This window comes from Aminobacter sp. SR38, assembly GCF_014843375.1.
Lineage (GTDB): Bacteria > Pseudomonadota > Alphaproteobacteria > Rhizobiales > Rhizobiaceae > Aminobacter > Aminobacter ciceronei.
Map to the genome: position 1 here is coordinate 2984475 of NZ_CP062112.1, position 18574 is coordinate 3003048.

Here is an 18574-nt window from a genome sequence, read left to right on the forward strand (position 1 = left end):
GGATTTTTGGCAGGCCCATTCACGCGTCAGAACTCCTCAAGCAGGCGGTTGTCGCGGTAGAAGTCGCGCAGTTCCGCAAGTGACGGGTGTGAGAGCGAGCGGTGCAGATAGTCCCTGATACGCGGCAGGTGCCTGAGATATTGCGGCTTGCCATCGCGCCGGTCGAGGCGAACGAAAATGCCGAGAATCTTCGAATTCCGCTGCGCCGCCATGATGGCGTAGGCTTCGCGGAAGGCCATCTCGTCAAAACTGCCGGCAGCATGTCGCGCGGCGACATAGGCATCGACGGTGCCGCACTCGATGTCGGGCGACACGGTCACCCGCGCATCCATGGCGAGTGAGGCGACGTCATAAGCGACGGGGCCAATCAGCGCGTCCTGGAAGTCGACGATGCCGAGGCGGTCGTGGCCATGGCGATCGCCACGCCAGATGATGTTTGGCGAATGGTAGTCGCGCAGGACAAGGCCATATTGCTTGTCGGCGAGGCGGTCGAAGACGGCGTTCCAGGCGGCGCGGTAGCCGTCGCACAGCTCAGCCGAAGCGGGCGCACCGGTGACCGCCTTCACATACCATTCGACCAGCAGCTCGACCTCGATCATCAAAGCGTCCCGGTCGAAGGGCGGCACCTGGTGGACGACACCGGGCGCGGCCTCCAGCCGGTCGTCCCAATGTTTCCCGTGAATCATTGCCAGCAGTTCTGCCGCAGCTGCGTAGCGCTCGGTGACCGGCCTGCCCTCGGGATCGAGGAAAGCGCCTGAGCCGAGATGCTCGAGCAGCACGAAACCCTGGTCGAGGTCCTGGGCGACGATGCCCGGCACGGTGACGCCACCGGCGGCAAGCGCGCGATCGATGGCGGCGAAGGCGGCGACGGTCTGGGCGGTGTGCGCGATCTCGGCGTAGGGCTTGCCGTCACGCACGGGCGGACCGAGCGTCAGTCTCGGCGAGTTCATCAGCACCAGCGGTGCATGGCCTTCCCTGGTCACCGTCTCATAAGACCGCGCCGATGCGTCTCCGATGAAACGGGCGCGATGAGCATCGCTCCACGCCGAGGCTACGAGGAAGTCGCGCATGGCGAGTGAGCGGGCGACACGGTCGAAGGCCGGTCCATCGCCTGTAATCGTGATGCGGCGGCCATCGCCCTCATGCTGGAACGCAATACGCAGGCTGGTTGCCGGCATGGCATCAATGGCGCGCTCAGGCCATTCGACCAGCGCCACGCCCGAGCTAACCGCCTCGTCGAAACCAAGCTCTTCCAGCTCCTCTGGCGAGGACAGGCGATAGAGGTCGAAATGATGGACGGCGACAGGCGTGTCGTAGCTCTGGACCAGCGTGAATGTCGGGCTCGGCACCTCATGGGCGGGATCGGCGGCCAGGGCGCGGATCAGGCCGCGCGCCAAAGTGGACTTGCCGGCGCCGAGATCGCCGTCCAGCAGGAACACGTCGCCAGGCCGCACGGCCATGGCGAGGTCCTCGCCCAGCTGCGTGGTGGCGGCTTCGTCGGGCAGGTGCCGTTCCAGCGATCTGGCCGTCGTCAAACCTGCTACTCCGCCGCGACCCGGACGCCGGCGGGCATGTCTGGGAACAGGCAGATGACGGTCGTGCCAAGATCTTTGCCGCTGTCGATCCGGACGGTGCCGCCATGCAGCTCAACGAAGCTCTTGACGATCGACAGGCCAAGGCCCGCGCCGCGCTTGCGGCCGCCGTTGACGCGGGATTCGAAGCGCTGGAACATGGTGTCGAGCACCTCGGGCGGCACACCCGGGCCGTCGTCATGGACCGAAAATTCGACGCCTTCGGCGCGCTGGCGGCAAGCGAGCGTGATGGTGCTGGCAGCCGGCGCGTAGTTCACCGCGTTCGAGAGCAGGTTGTAGAGGATCTGGCGGACGCGGGTCTCGTCGCCGTTGAAGCTCTTCGGCGCGCCCTTGATCTCGATGGCAAGCTTGATCGAGTGCTCTTCCAGCCGGTCGGCGACGAGCTCGGCAGCAGCCTCGATGGCGCGATGGACATGCACTTCGGAGATATCGAGCTGCATGATGCCGGCGTCGACGGTAGCGAGGTCGAGGATGTCGTTGACGATGGTCAACAGCACGCCCGACGACGAGCCGATATGCTCGACATATTCGCGCTGGCGCGGCGACAGCGGTCCGGTGCCGGGCAGCGACAACAGCTCGGTGAAGCCGATGATGTTGGTCAGCGGCGAACGCAGCTCGTAGGAGACGTGCTGGACGAACTCGTTCTTGATCTGGTCGGCGCGCTGCAGCGCCTCGTTCTTGTCCTTCAGCGCGCGCTCGACATTGACGCTGTCGGTGACGTCGACGAAGGTCAGCATCACCTGGCCGTTGGGCAGGTGGATGACGGCATGGTGCAGCACCGAGCCGTTCTTGAGCTCGGTCTGGCCATGGCGGTCGCTGCGTTCGTCAAAGCCGGTGACGGCGGAGACGAAATCGCCCCACGGGCTGTTGTCGGCACGCGTGTCGCATTCGGCGCGGATGGCCGAGATGTGCGTGTTCTGCCGCAGCACCTCGGGCGAGACGCCCCAGAGCTGGCCGAAGGCCGGATTGAACAGGCGGATACGGCCATCTGGGCCAAAGACGACGACGCCTTCGGCCAGATTGTCGAGGGTTTCGCCCTGCACACGCACGGCTGTGGTGTAGCGGCTTTCGAGATCGATCCGCTCGGTCAGGTTCTCGAACACCCAGGTGACGCCGCCCTTGGGCTGCGGATTGGCGACGACGCGGATGGTGCGGCCGTCGGGCAGGTGCCAGAGGTGCTCCTGCGGATCGACGGCGCGATAGGCCGACAGCAGGTTCTCCTTCCAGCGGCGCCATTCCTGCTGCTCGGGCAGCTTGCGTTCGCTGCGGAGGCGGTCGAGCAGCAGCGCATTGTCGGGCGCGCTCGAAATGTAGCCGGCGTCGAGATCCCAGAGCTTCTGGAAGGCGTTGTTGTAGAAGCGCAGCTTCTGCCCGGCGTCGAAGGTGGCGACGGCGGTGGCAACCTGGTCGAGCGTATCGGCATGGCTGCGCACGACCAGGCTGTATTCCTCGCGGATGGCGTCGGCAGCGCTCATGTCGGCGGCGATGCCGGCCGAGCCTTCCTTGCCGACCAGATCGGTGACGGCAAACATCTTGCGGTCGCCATCGATGACGGTCGACAGTGTCTGCTGGAACAGCGGCTGCGTCTGGTGCTGCTGGACGATCGCCTCGCGCGCCTGGGTGCCGAGAAATTCCTTGCCGTCACGAATGGCGGCGGACGAATCCACCGCCTCGACGGCCTTGGCGAAGGCCTTGTTGACCCATTTCAGGCGGCCGTCGGCATCGCGCATCCAGAACGGCATGTCGATTGCGTCCATCAGGCCGATCAGCGTCTCGTATTCGGCGCTCAGGCGCTGGTTTTCGAGCTTCAACCGGGCCTGCCCGCGCTGCGCTTCGGAAATCGAGACAAAGCGGACGATGACATGGGCGCCGCTCTTGCGACCATGGACCTCGAGCGCAGCATTGGCGTGGGTCTCGGCAATCAGTTCGAAGGCCGTGCCCTTGTCGCGCAAGGCAGCGATGGCGTTTTCGAGCGCTGCGGCCGAACGCGGCATCAGCCAGCGGCCAAAGCCGAGGAAGGCGGCACGATCATCCGGGGCCCCTGTCTCGATCGGCAGCGAACCGACGAGTTCGGGCTTCTTGTTCTCGTTGGCCCAGACGATGACGCGCTGGTCGCGCAAATTGAGCAGGGCCTCGGAGCGCTGCAGCGAGGCATTGAGATCGGCAACGCGGCCACGCAGCTCGACATTCTCGGCGCTGATGCGGCCCTTCTCGCGGATCAGCGCGATTGCCGAGATCAAGGCAGCGCCCATCACGCCGACGAACATCGCAAGCTGGATGACTTCGACGGTGCTCACGGGCAGGCCGGCAATCGATGCCTGCTGGGCGTGGGCGAAGCCGAGAGGCGTGCAAATCGCAGTCGTGGCAAGGGCCGCGCACGCCGCCCAACCGCCCACACGCCGCAAGGCATGCCAGGAGCGACCTGCGGTCGCGTTCTGCGAATCCTCGTGGCCGCCGGAGACGGCCTGTCCCGCTGGAAGCGGGTATTCCCCCGGCATGTCTTGTTTCCTCTGTGCCGCCCGACTGCAAGACCGCCCCGTAGCGCCCGAAATTCCCGCCAAGAATGGGCGCGTGACGAATCATGTCACCATACCGCTTAGGCGAATCGACGTGAAGCAGGCGAGCGCCCAAAAAAGAAACCGGGCGAAAGTCAATCGCCCGGCTTCAATATCTAGTAGGTATTTTCGCTATGGTTAATAGCGGTAGTGTTCCGGCTTGAACGGACCCTTTGGCGTGACGCCGATATAGGTAGCCTGCTCATCGCTCAGCGTGGTCAGCTTGGCGCCGAGCTTGTCGAGATGCAGGCGCGCGACCTTCTCGTCGAGATGCTTGGGCAGGACATAGACTTCGTTCTTGTACTGGCCGGGCTTGGTCCAGAGCTCGATCTGGGCCAGCGTCTGGTTGGTGAACGACGCCGACATGACGAAGCTCGGATGGCCGGTGGCGTTGCCGAGGTTGAGCAGACGGCCTTCCGACAAAAGGATCATGCGCTTGCCCCCCGGGAAGGTGATCATGTCGACCTGCGGCTTGACGTTGGTCCACTTCAGATTGCGCAGCGCGGCAACCTGGATCTCGTTGTCGAAGTGGCCGATGTTGCCGACGATGACCATGTCCTTCATCAGGCGCATGTGATCGAGGGTGATGACGTCCTTGTTGCCGGTCGTGGTGATGACGATGTCGGCGGTCGGCGCGGCATCCTCGAGGGTTACGACTTCAAAGCCGTCCATCGCCGCCTGCAGCGCGCAGATCGGATCGACTTCCGTGACCTTGACGCGGGCGCCGGCGCCCTGGAGCGAGGCGGCCGAACCCTTGCCGACGTCGCCGTAGCCGCAGACGACGGCGACCTTGCCGGCCATCATGACGTCGGTGCCGCGGCGGATGCCGTCGACCAGCGATTCCTTGCAGCCATACTTGTTGTCGAACTTCGACTTGGTGACCGAGTCGTTGACGTTGATCGCCGGGAAGGGCAACAGGCCCTTCTTCTGCAGCTGGTAGAGACGATTGACGCCGGTCGTGGTCTCTTCGGTGACGCCGCGGATCGCAGCTTTGTGCTTGGCGAAGAAGCCCGGCGTCTCGGCCATGCGCTTCTTGATCTGGGCGAAAAGGATTTCTTCCTCTTCGCTGCCCGGATTGGACAGCACGTTTTCGCCTGCTTCAGCGCGAGCGCCGATCAGGATGTACATGGTGGCGTCGCCGCCATCATCGAGGATCATGTTGGTGGCGCCGCCATCGGTCCACTGGAAGATCTGGTCGGTGTACTGCCAGTATTCCTCGAGCGTCTCGCCCTTGACGGCGAAGACCGGGATACCAGATTCGGCGATCGCCGCAGCGGCGTGGTCCTGCGTCGAAAAGATGTTGCACGAGGCCCAGCGGATGTCGGCGCCGAGAGCCTTCAGCGTCTCGATCAGCACCGCTGTCTGGATGGTCATGTGCAGCGAGCCGGAAATGCGTGCGCCCTTGAGCGGCTGTGCTTCACCGAACTCCTCGCGGCAGGCCATCAGGCCCGGCATTTCGGTTTCGGCGATCTCGATTTCCTTGCGACCCCAGCCGGCGAGCGAAATGTCGGCGACCAGATAATCCTTGCTACCCGTCATGGCTTGCTCCGATTCCTGTTTGCTGCGCGCCGAAGCGGGAGGCTTGAGAGGGCGCGCGAAAGATCGGCCTGACTACCAGATCAGGCCGTCATCGACAATGGGACATAAAGAAATCTTTATTCGTGCATGTCACAGGGCAGATAACCCGGCGATCAGCACTCCTCGCCAAAACGCGCGGCAACGAGTGTCGCAAGCGCTTCCATCGCCTGGTCGGCCTCGGGGCCGCTTGCGGTCACCCGGATCGTGCAGCCGGGACTGGCGGCCAGCATCATCAGGCCCATGATCGAGGTGCCGCCAACGGAAATGCCGTCCTTCTCGACGCTGATCGAGGCTTCGAACTCGCCGGCGATCTGCACGAACTTCGCCGAAGCGCGCGCATGCAGGCCCCGCTGGTTGACGATGGCGAGGTCGCGGACGACGTGGCCCTTCTCGGGCGAGTAGGGCATGCCGCTCATTTGCCGCTCAGCACCTGGCTTGCAACGTTGATGTATTTGCGTCCTGCCGCCTGCGCTTCGTCGAGCGCGCCGGACATGTTGTCGGCCTTGCGAACGCTGGTCAGCTTGATCAGCATTGGCAGGTTCATGCCGGCGATGACCTCGACACGGCCGGCCTCCATCACCGAGATGGCGAGATTCGACGGCGTGCCCCCGAACATGTCGGTCAGGACGACGACGCCGGCACCGGTGTCGGCGCGGGCAACGGCGTTGATGATGTCGCTGCGGCGCTGCGCCATATCATCGTCGGCGCCGATTGAGACGGTCTCGAAATTCTCCTGCGGTCCGACGACGTGTTCCACGGCATGGCGGAACTCCTCAGCCAGTTGACCGTGCGTCACAAGCACGAGTCCGATCATTCTGTCATGGCTCCCGTCATGGCCCTTTCACAGCCGCGCAGTATTTTTGCCGCCTTGGGGGCGGGAGCGCTATCTTGTCGACGGCGAGGGCGTTTACAAGCCCCAATTTACGGCAAGACATGCCATTTTGACGCAATGCAGCAAAAATGTTGGGCAGCCTCAGGCTGGAAACCGGGCGCCGAGCAGCGCCAGCAGCGCGGGTGTGGCCACTGCGATTTCGCGCTCCGCGAGCATCAATCTTGGCACTTTGCAACCCAAGAGAAGCTCACTTGCGTCCTCGGGCAGCCGCTCCACCGCGCCGGCCGGAACCAGCCTGACAAGCAGGTCGACCGTTGTCGCGGCCTCATGTTCGACGGGGATTGGGCCGTCGCCTCTGACTTCAACGAGACCGGCGATCGTTGACGGCGCATGGCAGACGAGCCGACCCTGATGGGCCGACAGGAAAACCTGATCGTCGGATACCAGCCGGGCAAAACGGTTGCCGGCGCGAAATTTTTCGACAAGCGCAAGAGCCAGTGACGATTTGCCTGAGCCCGACGGTCCGGCAATCAGCACGCCGCGATCGCCGAGTACTATCGCCGTCGCATGCATGTTGGTCGGCGCCACGGATCAGCTTTCGGCCGGGAAGGCGACAATGAAACGCGCACCCTTGAGTTCGCCCGGCTTGGTGCCGGTGATGTTCTCGGCCGTCAGCGTGCCGCCATGGGCTTCGACGATCTGGCGGCTGATCGAGAGGCCGAGGCCGGAGTTCTGGCCGAAGGCTTCGCTGGCGGGCCGGTCGGTGTAGAAGCGCTCGAAGATGCGGTCGATGTTTTCGGCGCGGATGCCGGGGCCGTTGTCCTCGACGGTGATGACGTTGAACTTGCCGACGCGTGCAAGCGAAATGGCGATGTGGCCATGCTCGTCGGGCACGAAGGAGCGGGCATTCTCGATCAGGTTGGTGATGACCTGGCCGATGCGCAGATCGTGGCCGGCGACATTGTAGTTCTTCACGCCGGCCGGCAACTTGGCAGGGGTGAATTCGATCTCGACCGGCTTCTTGTGGCGGCCGCTCTCACGCGACACCGAGACTAGGTCGCCGATGAACTTCTTGAGATCGACCCTGCTGGCGTCCTCGCGGGCCAGTTCGGCATCGAGGCGCGAAGCGTCGGAAATGTCGGTGATCAGCCGGTCGAGCCGGCGCACGTCGTGCTGGATGACCTCCATCAGGCGCGCCCGCGAACTTTCATTCTTGGCCAGCGGCAAGGTCTCGACGGCGCTGCGCAGCGAGGTCAGCGGGTTCTTGAGCTCGTGGCTGACGTCGGCAGCAAAGCTCTCGATCGCTTCGATACGGTTGTAGAGCGCGTTGGTCATGTCGCGCACGGCGACCGACAGGTTGCCGATCTCGTCCTGGCGATCCGAGAAATCGGGAATCTCGTCGCGGTTCTTGCTACCGCGCCGGACGCGATTGGCTGCAGCCGAGAGGCGGCGCAGGGGCGTGGCGATCGTCGAGGCCAGAACCATCGAAAGGATGGCGGTGACCAGTGCCGCGACACCGAAGACGCGCAGAATGGCCTTTTGCTCGGCCGCCACGATCTTGTCGATGTCGCCGCCTTCGGTCGACAGCATCAACACGCCGAGCACGGCGCGGAAACGCTGGATCGGAACGGCGACGGAGACGATCTGCTCGCCCTGCTCGCTGACGCGCACGATGGTCGCGGGACCGCCGGTCAGAGCCTGGACGACTTCCGGGAAGGCAGCACCATTGCCGCCCGGCTGCTCCTTGTAGACCGGCAGGGAGCTGTCGACGAAGAAGTCGAAGATGAATTTCTGCGCCCGCTCGATCAGCGTCGGCTCTTCTTCCTCCACCGGCGGCAGGTCGTAGCGCAGGATCTGGTGGCGCGAGTCGAGCAAAAGGTTGGCGTCGCGGTCGTAGATGCGGGCGCGGGTGCGGGTCGGCGAGATGACCCGCCGCAGCAGCGGCGCGACACGCTCCGGATTGATCGGGAAATCGAGGCTGTCGAGCTGGTCGGTGCCGGGGCCAAGGCTTTCGCCGGCCTGCAGCTCAAGCAGCTTTTCCGGATCGATCCTGATGGCATCGGTTTCGACCGTTGCCGACGAGGCGATGGCGCCGGCAATGATACCGCCCTGCGTCATCAGGCTTTCGACGCGTGCCTCGATCAGCGCGCCGCGGAACGCGTTGAGATAGAAGATGCCCGCCACCAGCACCGCCAGACCGGCGAGGTTGAGGAACAGGATGCGGCGGGTCAGGCTCGAGAAGAAATAATGGCCAAGCAGGCGGCTCAGGCGAATCCGGGTCCGGTCGAGAAACAGCAAACGCCCGCGCGGCCGCTTGGAGGCGGCCGCCGGCTTCCTGATCTCTGCGTCCATCGCCATGTGATCTCAGCCCTCGCCGATATCACGCTTCGCGGAATCTGTAGCCGACACCGTAGAGGGTTTCGATCATCTCGAAGTCGTCGTCGACAGCCTTGAACTTCTTGCGCAAGCGCTTGATGTGGCTGTCGATGGTGCGGTCGTCGACATAGACCTGCTCATCATAGGCCGAATCCATCAGGGCGTCGCGGCTCTTGACGACGCCCGGGCGCTGCGCCAGCGAGTGCAGGATCAGGAATTCGGTGACGGTAAGCACGACCGGCTCGCCCTTCCAGGTGCAGGTGTGGCGCTCCTGGTCCATCACCAGCTGGCCACGCTCGAGCGAGCGAGCCTGCTGCGTCGGCGCCTTGGTCGCGGCCTCGCGGGCGCTTGCCCGGCGCAATACGGCGCGGACACGCTCGACCAGCAGGCGCTGCGAGAACGGCTTGCGGATGAAATCGTCGGCGCCCATCTTCAGACCGAAGAGCTCGTCGATCTCGTCATCCTTGGAGGTCAGGAAGATCACCGGCAGATCGGTCTTCTGGCGCAGCCGGCGCAACAGCTCCATACCATCCATGCGCGGCATCTTGATGTCGAGGATGGCAAGGTTCGGCGGACGCGCGGCCAGCCCTTCGAGCGCCGACGCACCATCCGTATAGGTCTCGACGCGATAGCCCTCGGACTCGAGTGCGATCGAAACCGATGTCAAAATGTTGCGGTCGTCGTCGACAAGCGCGATCGTTGCCATTTCCAGCGGCTCCCTCATGAGCGGGTGTCCCTTCCTGCTTAGAGCAGGGCTTGTGCAGGACAAATTAGGTACAAAATGTGGCATAGCCTCCGTTCGAGGGGAGCGCAACCGCCATGCCTTGTGCTTGCCTTATATGGGGCGGCGGCGCCAAAGCTCGAACAAAAAACTGCCGATCTTGTGTGGGCCGGCGACTGCTTGCACACCTTTTAAACGATTTAGACAAATTTCAAATTTTTTAAATCGATTAATGATTTGATATCGCTGATCTTTTCTGTTTCAGCCTGCCTCAGTCCCGTTGGGACAGCGGCGTCCGGCCCGCAGACCGGACACAGCGTCATGGCTACGAGGCTTCACTAAATGACCGAAACCGGTAAGCGAAATCCCGCCTGCGGGATCGAAACGGCAGGGCTCAAAACGTCGGGCACCGTCCGTTACAACTTTGGCGCTGCATTTCTCACCGAAGAAGCGATCCGGCGCGGCGAGGCTAAGCTGACCGCGCATGGCGCACTCGTCGCAGAGACCGGCCAGCACACCGGCCGCTCGCCCAAGGACAAGTTCGTCGTGCGCGACGAAAACACCGAAGACCATGTCTGGTGGGACAACAACAAGCCGATCAGTCGCGCCCAGTTCGACGCGCTGCACGCCGAATTCCTGGCCCAGGCGGCCGACAAGGATCTCTATGTCCAGGACCTGATCGGCGGCGCCGACCGCTCGCTGTGCCTGCCGACGCGCGTCGTCACCGAATTCGCCTGGCACTCGATGTTCATCCGCAACCTTTTGATCCGTCCGACGGCGGCCGAGCTTGCCAGCTTCGTGCCCGAGATGACGATCATCGACCTGCCGTCGTTCCGCGCCGACCCGGCCCGCCACGGCACCCGCACCGAGACCGTGATCGCCGTCGACCTGACCCGCATGATCGTGCTGATCGGCGGCACCGCCTATGCCGGCGAGATGAAGAAGTCGGTGTTCACCGCGCTCAACTACCTTCTGCCGACCAAGGGCGTGATGCCGATGCATTGCTCGGCCAACGAAGGTCCCGACGGCGACGCCGCCGTGTTCTTCGGCCTGTCGGGCACCGGCAAGACGACGCTGTCGGCCGATCCCAAACGCACGCTGATCGGCGACGACGAGCACGGCTGGGGCCCTGACGGCATCTTTAACTTCGAGGGCGGCTGCTACGCCAAGACGATCCGGCTGTCGGCCGAAGCAGAACCGGAAATCTTCGCCACCACCCAGCGTTTCGGCACCGTGCTCGAGAACGTGGTGCTGGACGACAACCGCGTTCCCGATTTCGACGACGGCTCGCGCACCGAAAACACCCGCTGCGCCTATCCGCTCGACTTCATCCCGAACGCCAGCGCCACCGGCCAGGCCAGCCACCCGAAGAACATCATCATGCTGACGGCCGATGCCTTCGGCGTGATGCCGCCCATCGCCAAGCTGACGCCGGCGCAGGCGATGTACCACTTCCTGTCGGGCTACACGGCCAAGGTTGCCGGAACCGAGCGTGGCGTGACCGAGCCGGAAGCGACCTTCTCGACCTGCTTCGGTGCTCCCTTCATGCCGCGCCACCCCTCGGAATACGGCAACCTGCTGCGCCAGCTGATCGCCGAGCACAATGTCGACTGCTGGCTGGTCAACACCGGCTGGACCGGCGGCGCTTATGGCACCGGCTCGCGCATGCCGATCAAGGCAACGCGCGCCCTGCTGTCGGCAGCGCTCGACGGCTCGCTGAACGCGGTCGAGTTCCGCACGGATGCGAATTTCGGCTTCGCCGTGCCCGTCTCGGTGCCGGGCGTCGACAGCAAGATCCTCGACCCGCGTTCGACCTGGGCCGACGGCGCTGCCTATGACCGCCAGGCCAAGAAGCTGGTGTCAATGTTCGTCGACAATTTCGGCAAGTTCGAAAGCCATGTCGACGCCTCCGTTCTGGGCGCAGCACCGCAGGTGCGCGAAGCCGCCGAGTAACACTCGCATCGGCTGAACAAACATCGAAAGGCCCGGCCAAGCGCCGGGCCTTTTCTTTTGCGCGCCGGCACGGCATGACTTCACGCATGAGCGCCGACGACAAGATTTTCATCGCCAATGACGTGGTCATCCATCCCGACGACCTCGAGGAGAACTTCATCCGCTCCTCGGGGCCGGGTGGCCAGAACGTCAATAAGGTGGCGACAGCCGTGCAGCTGCGCTTCGACGCCGCCAACGCACCGGGGCTGCCCGAGCGCGTGCGCGAACGGACCATCAAGCTCGCCGGGCAGAAGGCGACCAAGGACGGCGTCATCGTCATCGAAGCCGGGCGCTATCGGACGCAGGAACAGAACCGCGCCGATGCGCGCGCCAGGCTGACGGCGCTTGTCGCCAAGGCGGCCGAGCCGCCACCGCCGCCGCGCAAGAAGACCAAGCCGACAAAGGGTTCGGTCGAGCGCAGGCTGAAGACCAAGTCCGGCCGCTCGACAGTCAAGAAGTTGCGCGGGCGGGTCGACGGCGACTAGGCCTCTTTAGCCCGACGGCCGACGGCAGGGCGTTTCGCACCTCCTCAGGATTGCCCTGGGACACAGCCTTCGGTTGCCGCTTCCAATTTGCTCCCGCAGATGCCAAGTTTCGGCGACTGCCACAGCAAGGGAGACCACGAATGGGCATGTTCGATTTCGTCAAGAATGTCGGCAAGAAGCTTGGTTTCGGGGATGACGAGGCGCCGAGCGCCGACACGCTGAAGAAAGAGCTCGATTCGCACAAGCTCGGCACCGACAACGTGCAGGTCGTGGTCAAGGGCGACACCGCCGTGCTGACCGGCGTGGTCAAGGACCAGTCGATCTTCGAAAAAGCGGTCATCGCCGTCGGCAACACGCTTGGCGTTTCCAAGGTGCAGGCAGACGAGCTCAAGGTCGTTGCGCCCGACTCCGGCCTCAAGCTCGACGGCACTGTCGACATGACGGAGCTGGTCAAGGCATCCACGCCTGCCAAGGCGCCGGTGTTCTACACCGTCAAGAAGGGCGACAACCTGTCGAAGATCGCCGAAGCCCAGTACGGCAAGGGCAAGGCGTCGAAATACACCGTCATCTTCGAGGCCAACAAGCCGATGCTGACGCACCCCGACAAGATCTATCCCGGCCAGGTGCTGCGTATCCCCGATATCGCGACGGCCTGAGCCGAAGACACTCGGTTCATGCGAACGGCGGCTTTCGGGTCGCCGTTTTGCGTTTCAGCTGGCATCGTGGACGGCCAGATCGAACAAGGCAGCTTAGACGTGCTCGTATTGCCCAAAGGCGTCCGCCACATGCCAGGCTTTCTCACCCGCGAGGTGCAGGAAGGACTGGTCGAAAGCATCCGTGAGGTGGTGAAGGCCGCACCGCTCTACACGCCCGCCATGCCCAGGACCGGCAAGGAAATGAGCGTGCGCATGACCAATTGTGGTTCGCTCGGCTGGGTCACCGACAAGGAGCGCGGCTATCGCTACCAGCCGGAACACCCGGTGACGGGCGAAGCATGGCCGCCGATCCCCGAGGCCTTGCTTGCGCTGTGGCGCGAGGTTTCGGGCTACCCGCATCCGCCGGAAGCCTGCCTCGTCAATTTCTACACCGACGCGGCCAAGATGGGGCTGCACCAGGATCGTGACGAGCGCGAATTCGAAGCGCCTGTCGTCTCTGTATCTTTGGGTGACGCTTGCCTGTTCCGCGTCGGCGGTGTCAGGCGCGACGACCGGACGGTGTCGTTCCGGCTCGAGAGCGGTGACGTGGTGGTGCTGGGCGGGGAGGGGCGGTTGGCCTTCCACGGCGTCGACCGCATCTATCCGATGACCTCGGCCCTGCTGAAGCAGGGTGGCCGTATCAACCTGACGCTAAGACGCGTGACCAAGCCGGCTGCGGCGTAAGCGGCCGAACTCTCAGAGCTTGCGGATCGCCACTTCCTCAACCAGATGGCCGGCACCCTTCTTGAGGATCAGGTCGGCGCGCGGACGCGTCGGCAGGATGTTTTCGCGCAGGTTCTTCAGGTTGATGTTGGCCCAGAGCCCTTCGGCGATGGCACGTGCGGCATCTTCCGACAGCTGCGAATAACGATGGAAGAAGGACTGCGGATTGCGGAAAGCGGTCTCGCGCAGGCGCATGAAGCGTTCGATGTACCACTCGTGGATGATCTGTTCGTCGGCGTCGATATAGATAGAGAAATCGAAGAAATCGGAGACGAAGGGCACGAACTTGCCATCCTTGGGCAGTTCGCGCGGCTGCAGCACGTTGATGCCCTCGAAGATCAGGATGTCGGGCCGATCGACGGTGACGAACTCACCGGGCATGACGTCATAGGTCAGGTGCGAATAGACCGGCGCGCGGACATTGGGCTGCCCCGACTTGATGGCCGAGAGGAAACGCAACAGAGCGCCGACATCGTAACTGTCGGGAAAACCCTTGCGCTCCATCAGATTGTCGCGGCGCAGCACCTCGTTGGGATGAAGGAAGCCGTCCGTCGTCACCAGGTCGACCTTCGGACTCGACGGCCAACGGGTGAGCAGCTCTTTCAGGATACGTGCCGTCGTCGACTTGCCGACGGCGACCGAGCCGGCCATGCCGATGATGAAGGGCGTCTTGGTGCCCTTCTTCTCCGAGTTGAAGAAGCGCTGGCGTTGGCGGAAGAGCTGCTGGCTGGTCTCGACATGGGCCGAGAGCAGGCGCGACAGTGACAGATAGATGCGCCTGACCTCGTCGAGGTCGATCGGCTCGTACATGGAGCTCAGCCGCCTGACCTCGTCGGCGGTCAGTGTCATCGACATGTCGACGCCGAAACCCGCCCAATGCTCGGCGGAGAAGAACCAGTAGGGGGAGTATTTGTCCGTCGGTGCGAGTTGATCCATCGACTGTTCCCTGCGGCGGCCGACCAAGGTCAGCCTTCGTTCTTGCGCGAGGCCTTTTCGGCAATTCCGGACTGCGAGGTGCGCCGCTCCAGTTCGGCCATCACCTCAGCCATCGGAATGCCGGCGACGGCCAGCACGACGAGCCAATGATAAAGGAGATCGGCACTTTCCGAAACGAGCCCGGCGGCGTCGCCCTTGACCGCGGCGATGACTGTTTCAACCGCCTCTTCGCCCAGCTTCTTGGCCGCTCGCTCCATGCCCGACTGGTAGAGCTTGGCGGTCCAGGAACTGGCATCGCCCGAGCGGGCACGCTCGGCGACGATCTCTTCCAGGTCGGAAAGGGAAAATCCGGTCATTGTGGCCTCGGCAGTCCAGAACATGTTCCATTCCGAAGAGCCGAAACGGAACATGTTCTATCATTTTGTTGTCGCATGATCTTTTCCGAAAACCAGTCCCCGCTTTTCGGGATCATGCCAGTCAGCCAATGGGGTCCAGCCGCATCGGCAAGCCCGCTTTTGCCATGTGCGCCTTGGCCTCGGCAATGGTGTAGGTGCCGAAGTGGAAGATCGAAGCGGCCAGCACCGCCGTGGCGTGGCCATCGCGGATGCCCGCGACCATGTGGTCAAGGTTGCCGACGCCACCCGAGGCGATGACCGGCGCACGCACCGCATCCGCCACCGCGCGGGTCAGCGCAATGTCATAACCGATCTTGGTGCCGTCGCGGTCCATCGAGGTGAGCAGGATCTCACCGGCGCCAAGATCCACGACCTTACGGGCAAACTCGACGGCGTCGATGCCGGTGCGCTCGCGGCCGCCATGGGTGAAGATCTCCCAACGGTCGGCTTCGTCAGCCTCGGACACCTTCTTGGCGTCGATGGCGACGACAATGCACTGGTTGCCGAACTTGTCGGCGGCCTCGGCGACAAAGGACGGGTTCTTCACAGCCGCCGTGTTGATCGACACCTTGTCGGCGCCGGCGAGCAGCAGCTTGCGGATGTCGGCAACCTGGCGCACGCCGCCGCCGACGGTCAGCGGCATGAAGCACTGCTCGGCAGTGCGGGCGATGACATCGAAGATGGTCTCGCGGTTGTCGGATGAGGCGGTAATATCGAGGAAACAGAGTTCGTCGGCGCCGGCGGCGTCATAGGCCTTGGCAGCCTCGACCGGATCACCGGCATCGATCAGGTCGACGAAGTTGACGCCCTTGACGACGCGGCCGTCTTTCACGTCCAGACACGGAATAACGCGAGCTTTAAGGGTCATTTCCGTTCCTCGAAAAGGCCCGGCTCGGGCTTGAGCGTGCCGCGCAGAATGGCCAGCGCCTGGGCCGGGTCGATGCGGCCGTCATACAGCGCGCGGCCGGAGATGGCACCTTCGAGCTTTTTCGCGTCGGGCATGGTCATGCGGACGATATCGGCCAGCGAGGCGAGGCCGCCCGAGGCGATGACCGGGATCGAGACCGCCTCGGCGAGGTCGATAGTCGAATCCCAGTTGATGCCGGCCAAAACGCCGTCACGGTCGATGTCGGTGTAGATGATGGCGGCGACGCCGGCGCCCTCGAACTTCTTCGCCAGCTCGACGACACCGAGGCTTGAGGCTTCGGCCCAGCCCTCGACGGCAACCTTGCCGCCCTTGGCGTCGATGCCGACGGCAACCTTGCCGGGGAACTTTTTGCAGGCTTCCTTGACCAGCTCGGGGTCGCGCACGGCAACGGTGCCGAGGATGACACGGGCGAGGCCCTTGTCCAACCAGCTCTCGATATGGGCGAGCGAACGGATGCCGCCACCGAGTTGCACCGGGTTCTTCGTGGCCTTGAGGATCGCCTCGACGGCCGAACCGTTGACGCTCTCACCGGCGAAGGCGCCGTTGAGGTCGACGACGTGCAGCCACTCGAAACCCTGGTCCTCGAAGGCTTTTGCCTGGGCGCCGGGATCGTCGTTGTAGACGGTGGCCTGGTCCATGTCGCCGAGCTTGAGGCGCACGCACTGGCCATCCTTGAGGTCGATGGCGGGGAAAAGGATCATGCTCAGACGCCTTCGACGATGACGAACTTGCCGACGGAGGCGGCGTGGCGAAGCTTCACCACCTCCTGGTATGCGGGTGAGTGGTAGCAGGCGATCGCCCGCTCGTAGGATTCGAATTCGACCAGGACATGGCGGTTGCCGGTCGGGCCTTCGGGCTGGTCGTACTGGCCGCCGCGCACCAGAAGCTTGGCGCCATAAGGGGCGATCGCCGCAAGGTTTGCGGCGATGTAGGCCGGATAGGCCTCGGGGTCGGTGATCTCGATCATCGCCATCCAGTAGGCCTTCTTGGTCGTCATGGCTTCCACCTCAAGAAATTGGCAATCAGGCCGAGGCCAAGCGCCTGGCTCTTTTCGGGATGAAACTGGGTGCCGACAAGATTGTCGCGCGCAACCGCCGCGGTAACCCGGCCGCCATAATCGGCGGTGGCCAGCACTTCTTTCTCCTTGCTGGCGTCGAGATGGTAGGAGTGCACGAAATAGGCGTGCAGCCCTTGCGGCCCGGTGGCGATGTCCTTGAACACCGGGTGGTCGTGTTTCACGTGAATCGTGTTCCAGCCGATCTGCGGAATCTTCAGCGTCGGATCAGTCGGCGTGATCTCCTTCACGTCGCCTGATATCCAGCCGAAGCCCTCGGTGACGGTCTTTTCGAGCCCGCGCTCCGACATCAGCTGCATGCCGACGCAGATGCCGAGGAAGGGATGCGCCTTGCGGATGGCGACCTCCTCGACCGCTTCCCACATGCCGTCGACGGCGCGCAGGCCCCGGGCACAATCGGCATAGGCGCCGACACCGGGAAGCACGATGCGGTCGGCCGAACGCACGCGATCGGCATCGGCGGTCAGTTCGATCTCAGCCGTAATGCCGGCCTCGCGGGCGGCGCGTTCGAAGGCCTTGGTTGCCGAGCGGAGATTGCCCGAACCGTAGTCGATGATGGCGACGCGCATGTCAGTGTCTTCCGGGATAGTGCAGGAGGCCGAGCGCCGCACCCGATGGCTGTGGGCGCGGCGACGCGGCGGGGGCGATGGTAACGGGCGTCGGCTGGGTTTCATCAGCGTCGTCGTCGGCCGCATAGAGGTAGCGTATCTCGGCGTCCTCGATGGTGTCGGCCTCGATCACGCCCCACTGATGCCAACCGGCGCGGCGAAGGGCGGCGACCCTGAGCGCACCGCCTTCGAGGCCGACATAGAGCGAGATGAGCAGCGACAGCAGTGGCACGGCTGCGATCAGCTCGGTCCATTCGCCGACGGCACCCAGTGCAAGCGTGACCGCGAAGGTCAGCGCCGCCAGCACCCAGAGCCGATGCCACAGCATCCACAACAGCGGGGCGATGAATCCGAAGAAATAGAAGCCGTCACGGACGAAGACGGCGCCTTCCGAAGCGGTTTTTCCTGCCGAGGCAGGCGGCTCCATGACGACATGGATGGCCATGGCTATCCCTTCAGGCTGCCCTTGGTCGAGGGTACTGCGTCAGGCTGGCGCGGATCGCTTTCCAGGGCCATGCGCAGCGCGCGCGCCACGGCCTTGAAGCAGGTTTCGGCGATGTGATGGTTGTTGGCGCCGTAATGGTTGGTGACGTGCAGTGTGATGCCGGCGTTCTGAGCCAGCGCCTGGAAGAATTCGCGCACCAGCTCGGTGTCGAAGGTTCCGATCTTGGGTGCCGAGAAATTGACGTTCCAGACCAGGAACGGGCGGCCCGACACGTCGATGGCGGCGCGCGTCAGCGTCTCGTCCATGGCAAGGTCGATCGAGGCATAGCGCATGATGCCGCGGCGGTCGCCGAGCGCCTTGGACAGCGCCTGACCTATGGCGATGCCACAATCCTCGACGGTGTGGTGATCGTCGATATGCAGGTCGCCCTTGGCGGAGACCTTCATGTCGATAAGCGAATGCCTGGAGAGCTGGTCGAGCATATGGTCGAAGAAGCCGACGCCGGTTGCCATCTCCGAACGGCCGGTGCCGTCGACATGTACCGAAACCGAAATCTCGGTTTCCTTGGTCTTGCGGCTGACTTCGGCGGAACGGGGGGCCATTGGCGGATCCTTGTCCTCAAAAACGAGATGCTAATA

The 18574-nt window shown here is 63.8% G+C and carries 20 protein-coding genes; 4 read left to right on the plus strand and 16 right to left on the minus strand.

The window, feature by feature from the left end:
- Window positions 1–26: 26 nt before the first annotated feature.
- From tsaE to IG197_RS14580, 8 genes are all read right to left on the minus strand, one after another.
- Window positions 27–1535, minus strand: a complete 1509-nt coding sequence (gene tsaE / locus IG197_RS14545; protein ID WP_192312816.1) for a tRNA (adenosine(37)-N6)-threonylcarbamoyltransferase complex ATPase subunit type 1 TsaE — start codon at window positions 1533–1535, stop codon at window positions 27–29.
- Window positions 1536–1540: 5 nt separating this feature from the next.
- Window positions 1541–4090 (minus strand): PAS domain-containing sensor histidine kinase, encoded by a 2550-nt coding sequence (locus IG197_RS14550; RefSeq protein ID WP_192312817.1) that lies wholly within the window; start codon window positions 4088–4090, stop codon window positions 1541–1543.
- Window positions 4091–4285: 195 nt separating this feature from the next.
- Window positions 4286–5686, minus strand: coding sequence for an adenosylhomocysteinase (gene ahcY, locus IG197_RS14555; RefSeq protein WP_067955742.1), 1401 nt, complete (start codon window positions 5684–5686; stop codon window positions 4286–4288).
- Between the two features lie 152 nt (window positions 5687–5838).
- Complete coding sequence (locus IG197_RS14560; RefSeq protein ID WP_067955743.1) at window positions 5839–6141, minus strand: HPr family phosphocarrier protein; 303 nt, start codon at window positions 6139–6141, stop codon at window positions 5839–5841.
- Window positions 6138–6539 carry a PTS sugar transporter subunit IIA gene (locus IG197_RS14565; protein ID WP_067955745.1) on the minus strand — a complete coding sequence of 134 codons (402 nt, stop codon included), beginning with the start codon at window positions 6537–6539 and terminating at the stop codon, window positions 6138–6140. Before IG197_RS14565 ends, IG197_RS14560 begins: the two co-directional genes overlap by 4 nt.
- Before the next feature lie 159 nt (window positions 6540–6698).
- On the minus strand, window positions 6699–7145 hold the full coding sequence (locus IG197_RS14570; RefSeq protein WP_192312820.1) for an HPr kinase/phosphorylase: 447 nt from the start codon (window positions 7143–7145) through the stop codon (window positions 6699–6701).
- Between the two features lie 3 nt (window positions 7146–7148).
- Window positions 7149–8909, minus strand: a complete 1761-nt coding sequence (locus IG197_RS14575) for a sensor histidine kinase (protein WP_182574514.1) — start codon at window positions 8907–8909, stop codon at window positions 7149–7151.
- A 28-nt stretch (window positions 8910–8937) separates the two neighbouring features.
- Entirely contained in the window at window positions 8938–9639 is a 702-nt protein-coding gene (locus tag IG197_RS14580; RefSeq protein ID WP_109578295.1) for a response regulator transcription factor, read from the minus strand.
- A gap of 357 nt (window positions 9640–9996) precedes the next feature.
- Here IG197_RS14580 and IG197_RS14585 point away from each other — a divergent pair, with 357 nt between their 5' ends.
- The 4 genes from IG197_RS14585 to IG197_RS14600 all read left to right on the plus strand — a co-directional run bounded on the left by IG197_RS14585 (window position 9997) and on the right by IG197_RS14600 (window position 13510).
- Entirely contained in the window at window positions 9997–11607 is a 1611-nt protein-coding gene (locus tag IG197_RS14585; protein WP_192312823.1) for a phosphoenolpyruvate carboxykinase, read from the plus strand.
- Between the two features lie 86 nt (window positions 11608–11693).
- Window positions 11694–12131: an alternative ribosome rescue aminoacyl-tRNA hydrolase ArfB gene (gene arfB / locus IG197_RS14590; RefSeq protein WP_192312825.1), complete on the plus strand. Its 438-nt coding sequence runs from the start codon at window positions 11694–11696 to the stop codon at window positions 12129–12131.
- Window positions 12132–12271: 140 nt separating this feature from the next.
- Window positions 12272–12787: a peptidoglycan-binding protein LysM gene (gene lysM, locus IG197_RS14595; RefSeq protein WP_067955760.1), complete on the plus strand. Its 516-nt coding sequence runs from the start codon at window positions 12272–12274 to the stop codon at window positions 12785–12787.
- A 99-nt stretch (window positions 12788–12886) separates the two neighbouring features.
- Entirely contained in the window at window positions 12887–13510 is a 624-nt protein-coding gene (locus IG197_RS14600) for an alpha-ketoglutarate-dependent dioxygenase AlkB (RefSeq protein ID WP_182576154.1), read from the plus strand.
- Window positions 13511–13522: 12 nt separating this feature from the next.
- Here IG197_RS14600 and coaA read toward each other — a convergent pair whose 3' ends face one another.
- From coaA to hisB, 8 genes are all read right to left on the minus strand, one after another.
- The gene (gene coaA, locus IG197_RS14605) at window positions 13523–14485 is read right to left on the minus strand and encodes a type I pantothenate kinase (protein WP_067965886.1); all 963 of its coding nucleotides are present in this window, start codon (window positions 14483–14485) and stop codon (window positions 13523–13525) included.
- A 29-nt stretch (window positions 14486–14514) separates the two neighbouring features.
- Window positions 14515–14841 carry a phosphoribosyl-ATP diphosphatase gene (locus IG197_RS14610; RefSeq protein WP_067965889.1) on the minus strand — a complete coding sequence of 109 codons (327 nt, stop codon included), beginning with the start codon at window positions 14839–14841 and terminating at the stop codon, window positions 14515–14517.
- A 121-nt stretch (window positions 14842–14962) separates the two neighbouring features.
- Window positions 14963–15748, minus strand: a complete 786-nt coding sequence (hisF, locus tag IG197_RS14615) for an imidazole glycerol phosphate synthase subunit HisF (RefSeq protein ID WP_154385277.1) — start codon at window positions 15746–15748, stop codon at window positions 14963–14965.
- Window positions 15745–16509, minus strand: a complete 765-nt coding sequence (hisA, locus tag IG197_RS14620) for a 1-(5-phosphoribosyl)-5-[(5-phosphoribosylamino)methylideneamino]imidazole-4-carboxamide isomerase (protein ID WP_192312828.1) — start codon at window positions 16507–16509, stop codon at window positions 15745–15747. Before hisA ends, hisF begins: the two co-directional genes overlap by 4 nt.
- A 2-nt stretch (window positions 16510–16511) precedes the next feature.
- Window positions 16512–16805, minus strand: coding sequence for a DUF1330 domain-containing protein (locus IG197_RS14625; protein ID WP_067955765.1), 294 nt, complete (start codon window positions 16803–16805; stop codon window positions 16512–16514).
- The gene (hisH, locus tag IG197_RS14630) at window positions 16802–17452 is read right to left on the minus strand and encodes an imidazole glycerol phosphate synthase subunit HisH (protein WP_067955767.1); all 651 of its coding nucleotides are present in this window, start codon (window positions 17450–17452) and stop codon (window positions 16802–16804) included. The genes IG197_RS14625 and hisH overlap by 4 nt, the downstream gene beginning before the upstream one ends.
- A 1-nt stretch (window position 17453) precedes the next feature.
- On the minus strand, window positions 17454–17936 hold the full coding sequence (locus IG197_RS14635; protein WP_067955769.1) for a DUF2628 domain-containing protein: 483 nt from the start codon (window positions 17934–17936) through the stop codon (window positions 17454–17456).
- 2 nt (window positions 17937–17938) lie between these two features.
- Window positions 17939–18538, minus strand: coding sequence for an imidazoleglycerol-phosphate dehydratase HisB (hisB, locus tag IG197_RS14640; protein WP_067955771.1), 600 nt, complete (start codon window positions 18536–18538; stop codon window positions 17939–17941).
- Between the last annotated feature and the right edge of the window lie 36 nt (window positions 18539–18574).

Bases quoted from the DNA above. Each gene is read 5' to 3' on its own strand.
- IG197_RS14580 (WP_109578295.1), bottom strand. From the start codon at position 9,639: ATGGCAACGATCGCGCTTGTCGACGACGACCGCAACATTTTGACATCG.
- hisB (WP_067955771.1), bottom strand. From the start codon at position 18,538: ATGGCCCCCCGTTCCGCCGAAGTCAGCCGCAAGACCAAGGAAACCGAG.
- arfB (WP_192312825.1), top strand. From the start codon at position 11,694: ATGAGCGCCGACGACAAGATTTTCATCGCCAATGACGTGGTCATCCAT.
- coaA (WP_067965886.1), bottom strand. From the start codon at position 14,485: ATGGATCAACTCGCACCGACGGACAAATACTCCCCCTACTGGTTCTTC.
- IG197_RS14635 (WP_067955769.1), bottom strand. From the start codon at position 17,936: ATGGCCATCCATGTCGTCATGGAGCCGCCTGCCTCGGCAGGAAAAACC.
- IG197_RS14585 (WP_192312823.1), top strand. From the start codon at position 9,997: ATGACCGAAACCGGTAAGCGAAATCCCGCCTGCGGGATCGAAACGGCA.
- hisF (WP_154385277.1), bottom strand. From the start codon at position 15,748: ATGACCCTTAAAGCTCGCGTTATTCCGTGTCTGGACGTGAAAGACGGC.
- IG197_RS14625 (WP_067955765.1), bottom strand. From the start codon at position 16,805: ATGACGACCAAGAAGGCCTACTGGATGGCGATGATCGAGATCACCGAC.
- IG197_RS14560 (WP_067955743.1), bottom strand. From the start codon at position 6,141: ATGAGCGGCATGCCCTACTCGCCCGAGAAGGGCCACGTCGTCCGCGAC.
- IG197_RS14610 (WP_067965889.1), bottom strand. From the start codon at position 14,841: ATGACCGGATTTTCCCTTTCCGACCTGGAAGAGATCGTCGCCGAGCGT.
- IG197_RS14550 (WP_192312817.1), bottom strand. From the start codon at position 4,090: ATGCCGGGGGAATACCCGCTTCCAGCGGGACAGGCCGTCTCCGGCGGC.
- hisA (WP_192312828.1), bottom strand. From the start codon at position 16,509: ATGATCCTTTTCCCCGCCATCGACCTCAAGGATGGCCAGTGCGTGCGC.
- hisH (WP_067955767.1), bottom strand. From the start codon at position 17,452: ATGCGCGTCGCCATCATCGACTACGGTTCGGGCAATCTCCGCTCGGCA.
- IG197_RS14575 (WP_182574514.1), bottom strand. From the start codon at position 8,909: ATGGACGCAGAGATCAGGAAGCCGGCGGCCGCCTCCAAGCGGCCGCGC.
- ahcY (WP_067955742.1), bottom strand. From the start codon at position 5,686: ATGACGGGTAGCAAGGATTATCTGGTCGCCGACATTTCGCTCGCCGGC.
- lysM (WP_067955760.1), top strand. From the start codon at position 12,272: ATGGGCATGTTCGATTTCGTCAAGAATGTCGGCAAGAAGCTTGGTTTC.
- IG197_RS14565 (WP_067955745.1), bottom strand. From the start codon at position 6,539: ATGATCGGACTCGTGCTTGTGACGCACGGTCAACTGGCTGAGGAGTTC.